Origin of the sequence: Ehrlichia minasensis (genome assembly GCF_004181775.1) — a bacterium.
Classification (GTDB): domain Bacteria; phylum Pseudomonadota; class Alphaproteobacteria; order Rickettsiales; family Anaplasmataceae; genus Ehrlichia; species Ehrlichia minasensis.
In genome coordinates, this window is record NZ_QOHL01000039.1 from 1 (window position 1) to 5,884 (window position 5,884).

General features: G+C 30.3%; 4 protein-coding genes. All 4 read left to right on the forward strand.

From position 1 onward, the window contains the following. Positions 1-1,477: 1,477 nt before the first annotated feature. The 4 genes from dapE (at position 1,478) to pth (ending at position 5,286) form a co-directional block, all read left to right on the forward strand. Complete coding sequence (gene dapE, locus DRF75_RS04830; protein WP_045171085.1) at positions 1,478-2,620, forward strand: succinyl-diaminopimelate desuccinylase; 1,143 nt, start codon at positions 1,478-1,480, stop codon at positions 2,618-2,620. Next, on the forward strand, positions 2,620-3,315 hold the full coding sequence (locus DRF75_RS04835; protein ID WP_045171083.1) for a ComF family protein: 696 nt from the start codon (positions 2,620-2,622) through the stop codon (positions 3,313-3,315). Before dapE ends, DRF75_RS04835 begins: the two co-directional genes overlap by 1 nt. A 739-nt stretch (positions 3,316-4,054) precedes the next feature. Beyond that, positions 4,055-4,684, forward strand: a complete 630-nt coding sequence (locus DRF75_RS04840; RefSeq protein WP_045171105.1) for a 50S ribosomal protein L25/general stress protein Ctc — start codon at positions 4,055-4,057, stop codon at positions 4,682-4,684. Positions 4,685-4,704: 20 nt separating this feature from the next. Continuing rightward, complete coding sequence (gene pth, locus DRF75_RS04845; RefSeq protein ID WP_045171104.1) at positions 4,705-5,286, forward strand: aminoacyl-tRNA hydrolase; 582 nt, start codon at positions 4,705-4,707, stop codon at positions 5,284-5,286. The last annotated feature ends 598 nt before the right edge of the window (positions 5,287-5,884 follow it).

Sequence of the window (5,884 nt, forward strand, 5' to 3'; positions counted from 1 at the left end):
AAAGCTTTTTCACAGTGATCAACAATACACATCCCCCTATCTAATGTAATACGTTACTAGAGATAAAAAAAATTAGCTTAGCAATTTAGCATTATTAACTTTAAATAATTACTCAAAATATCTTATCTGAAAAATCATTTTAAACATTAATTGTATTTATCTGGTAAGATAGACTATAATAAAACATGAGCTAATAACGAAACATTACCACTTATGCCAAATCAGGTTCAAAACCATGAATTTAAAAGTAATCACAAATTACTAGTATAGTTAAACTTGTAGAAAGGTAGGAATCCACCACAGTAACACTACTAATATTTAAATTGACAACATTGTAGAACAAATATCAAAAACTCAGCAGTACTAATATTTCAAATAAACATTCAAGAATCCCATTTGAGAAACAACTCAATAAAGTCTATTCACTAAACAACCACATTTGATAATTTTGAACAATTTAAGTATAAGATAAGAAAGTTATGTAACTTTAAATTACTAATATTTATTATACAGCTCATTACATTAAAACTTCTAGCGATAATATTACGCTGACTCTTTACTACAAAAGCTTTTGTAATGTCTTCTCATACTATTTCACTAGATAAACTGTATTGTAGAGCTGTATTTACGATCCTTTATTAGTATAAAAATTGCTAAAGGTATACTAGCTGAAGTTATCATTTAATTACTAGTGTATGTTACAAGTATGATAAATTTAGTGAGTTTTTGCTGACTCTTTACTGCAAAAGCTTCTGCAATGTCTTCTCATACTATTTCACCAGATAAATTGTAGAGCTGTATCCACGATACTTTATTAGTATAAAAATTGCTAAAGGTACACTAGCTGAGGTTATCATTTAATTATCAGTGTATGTTACAAGTATGATAAATTTAGTGAGTTTTTGCTGACTCTTCACTGCAAAAGCTTCTGCAATGTCTTCTCATACTATTTCACCAGATAAATTGTATTGTAGAGCTGTATTCACGATCCTTTATCAGTATAAAAATGCTAGGTATATTGTACAAGTGTACATCCAATTACTAGTGTATGTTACAAGTATGATAAATTTAGTGAGTTTTTGCTGACTCTTTACTGTAAAAGCTTCTGCAATGTTTTCTCATACTATTTCACCAGATAAATTGTATTGTAGAGCTGTATTTACGATCCTTTATTAGTATAAAAATTGCTAAAGGTATACTGGCATGAGGTTATCGTTTACATGTTAGAAGTATGACAGAACTCAGTGAGTGCTTTAGTTAGTAAGAGCTTATAACACCCCATATTAACAAACAGTACTTTAAAAATATTTATACAATTTACATTTTATAACACATTATACACACAATTTTCTATAAAAAATTAACGTAAATATGCCAAATAAAATTCATAAAGCACTATGAAATACAACTCACTTTATATTGACATTATACTACAATAAGCTAAAATTAAGTGTTATCTTATTGTATGAGTTTATGTATGGCTATTGACCCAATAACACTGTCTCAAGAGTTAATCTCTTTCCCTAGTATTACTCCAACAGACAATGGAGCTATAGATTTTTTATCAAATACCTTATCACAATATGGGTTCACATGCCATGTTTTAACTTTTGGAGATGATCAAGTACAAGTACGCAATCTATACGCACAATTAGGGAATGGGTCACCTAATTTATGTTTTGCAGGACACACAGACGTAGTACCAACAGGAGACTTAGAAAAATGGAAGTTTGATCCTTTTTCCGGAAAGATAGAAGACAATATCTTGTATGGGCGCGGTGTTGTTGACATGAAATCTGCTATATGTGCTTTTGTAGCAGCAGTATCAAGAATAGATTTTAATCAGATAAATGGATCCATTAGTTTCCTGATTTCTGGAGATGAAGAAGGCAATTATTTTAAATATGGAACACCAGCAGTACTAAAATGGTTAACCGACAACAATAAGAAGATAGATTACTGCTTAGTAGGAGAACCAACTAGTAAATCTTCTGTAGGAGATACCATAAAAATAGGTCGTAGGGGATCAATAAATTTTAAAATAGTATGCAATGGTATACAAGGACATGTTGCTTACCCACATTTTGCAGAAAATCCAGTAGATAACATGATTAGTATCTTATATAAAATAAGCAATACAATACTTGACAATGGAAATGAGTATTTTCAACCTTCAAATTGCGAAATTACATCAGTCGACGTAGGAAACACAGCAAATAATGTTATCCCAGATAAGATTACTGCAAATCTCAATATTAGATACAATGATATGCATACTTCTGAATCACTGTTTAATATAATTAATAACATTTGTGCTGAAACAACAGAAAAGTATGAACTATTTACAGCAGTTTCTGGTAGCTCATTCATTAACCATCCTGATAAATACTCTGACATGCTATCTTCAGCTGTAAAAAAAGTTACTGGACAAGATGCAGAATTAAGTACATCTGGTGGTACTTCAGACGCAAGATTCATAAAAGATTTCTGTCCTGTAATTGAATTAGGATTAAGTAATGCAACAGCACATAAAATCAATGAAAATGCCCCTGTAGATGATATATATAAGCTCACTGATATATATGAAGAATTTATAAAACAGTTTTTTAACATATCTTAGTGTTAGGTAAGATTTTAAATATAATTTTTCCTAAAACATGTGCAAATTGTGAGTGTACAGTTCCACATTATTTGGACTTGTGTAGTACATGTAAAAATGGTATAGATTTTTTACATAATAATTATTGCATTGGATGTGGGTGTAGGCTACCAGATGGATTATCAATATGTGGGAAGTGTATAGTTGCACCACCAAAATTTACAAAATTAGAATCCGTGTTTTTATACAATCAGTACAGTAAAAACATGATTCTCAATTTGAAATTTTTTGACAATACACTACATGTCAAAACCTACGGGAGGTGGATGTATAATAAGAACCCAGATTTATTTAATAATGTTACTACTATTATACCAGTCCCAATACATAAAAAAAGGCTCAGACAAAGAAAATATAATCAGGCAACTTTACTTGCCAAAGCCTTAAGTAAATACTGTAATATATCTTTAGAAATTTCTGTTCTGAAAAGAATCGTAGACACAGCTCCACAACACAGCTTATCTAGTCAAATGAGAGAAAAGAACATTACAAAAGCCTTTATAGTAAAAAATCAGCATCTTATTACCAATAAAACCATATTACTTGTTGATGATGTCATTACAACTGGAATAACAGCCAGAACTTGTACAAACAAGCTAATTGAAGCAGGAGCAAAAGAAGTAAGAGTAATTACTTTAGCTAGAACATTACAGTAAACACCAATAAGATTTTTTAAATTGCACAAAATTATTTTAAGCCATATTCATTACTTTCTACAAATTATATGTTCCATTCGTTACACAACTTACTTATATGACATTCAATTACTACCTCTTAACAATCTAACTACCACTGAAATAACAACCAGCACTTACACACCAACTGATGGGATCAAAAAAATCGAATAATCACTTTAGCTAGATACTACACAAGTTCTATATAAAATGCTTTATAGTTATTTACTTCTTCTTACAAATGACACATTCTATTGATTCATCACACAACTTACTTATATAACATTCAATTACTACCTCTTAACAATCTAACTACCACTGAGATAACAACTAGCACTTACACACCAACTGATGGGATCAAAAAAATCAAATAATCACTTTAGCTAAATACTATACAGTTCTACATAAATGCTTTATATATAGTTACATCTACTTCTTTTCATAAGTGATATAGTACATTTATTAAAAATATGCTTAATAATTACCACACTACAACTGCATAAATCATATATTTTTTCATTATATTAAACTAACCTCACAAACTTTACAAATCCTTCACTATGCTACTGTTGAAATAAAAAAAACTGCACTTTTAAAGTAGATAATTTAGATATTTAATAAACACAGCACTGTAATTTTTATATTGCAATCTCATCTTAATATGGTAAGAATATAAAGTTCAGAGGGATTAAATCAAAAGAGTTTTCGAAAGGATTTTTTAATGACAGATCAAGGTATAGTTAAAATTAATGCAAGCTTAAGGGAAAATGTAGGTACAGGTCCTGCACGTGCTGTAAGACGCAATGGAGGAATACCAGCAGTAGTGTATGGTAAGAATCGTGATCCACTCAGTGTGTTTTTATCTGATAGGGAATTTCTAAGCAAATACAGGTCTGCTGCACTGTCAACACATCTGATTGAACTTGAAATAGGTGATAAGAAAGAATACGTGCTGATGCGTGATGTACAAAAACATCCAGTAACTGATAGAATACAGCACGTAGATTTTCAATTTATTGATTATGGAACAGAAATCAAGATAGAAGTGCCATTAATATTTACAAATGAACACAAATGTATCGGTGTTAAAAGAGGTGGTGTATTAAACATACTACATCGTACTTTGTCTATCAAATGTTTACCAAACGCTATATTACAAAATATAGAGATAGATTTATCTGATTTAACTGCAGGACATTCTATACACGTAAGTGATTTAAAGTTACCTCCAGAAATAAATGTTGTTATGAAAGAACACAACCCAGCAATCGTAACAATATCTAGTACAAGTGTGGAAAAAGAAGGTGAAAGTAGCCAAGAACCTACAGCTGCTCCATCATCAGAGAACTAATTTTTTTAAAATCCTGATATATGTTACATCTATTAGCTGGATTAGGTAACCCTGGTACTCAGTATGCACTAACTCGTCACAATACTGGGTTTATGGTTATTGATGCAATATCAGATAAATTTCATTTTCCAGATTTTAAGAAAAAAAATAATGTGTTGATATCAATCGGCAACATTGAATCTTACAAAGTTATCCTTGTTAAACCTTGGACATTTATGAACAACTCAGGTGCTCCTATAATGAGCGTAGTCAGTTTATATAAGATTCCACTAGATAACATGATAGTTTTTCACGATGAAGTAGAAATAGAGTTCTGTACCATAAGAGTCAAAAAAAGTGGCGGCAACGCTGGGCATAATGGGCTTAAATCAATTGACAACTTCCTTGGTAAAGATTACTGGAGGGTCAGATTTGGTATAGGACATCCTAGAGACAAAATGGACTTATCACATTATGTTTTATCACACTTTCATAACCTTAATGCAGTTAATAACACTATATCAAATATAGTAGAACACATCACACTACTTCTAGAAAAGAATCACACAACATTCACAGACAAAATCAGAAATCCCTTAAAATATGAAGATATTCCAGATTAATCAATATTACTAAATAACATTACTACTCATTTACATTTCGCATGATAATAAATGAACCCTTCGTATTTAATTAAACTCTACTAAGTACTTTCATATAATAAGCATTACAGCATCTATATAACTATCTATATCAATACTCAAAAACTAGAGACCTCTTTTAAACTAGGAAGATGTTTTAAATCTATAAAATTGCTAATATCATGGTTTTTTTATTCCTATTCTTGAGTCAGAACATAATAAATGAGCTTTTTGCACTGTATCAACACTAGAAAATACTGCCATAACAATAAAAACTACACAACCTATACAATTCACACTAAACTTCATTTAGCAGAAATCAGAGATCTCCTAAAATAGGAAGATGTTCTAAATCTATAAAATTGCTAATATCATGGTTTTTTTATTCCTATTCTTGAGTCAGAACATAATAAATGAGCTTTTTGCACTGTATCAACACTAGAAAATACTGCCATAACAATAAAAACTACACAACCTATACAATTCACACTAAACTTCATTTAGCAGAAATCAGAGATCTCCTAAAATAGGAAGATGTTCTAAATCTATAAAATTGCTAATATCATGGTTTTTTTATTCC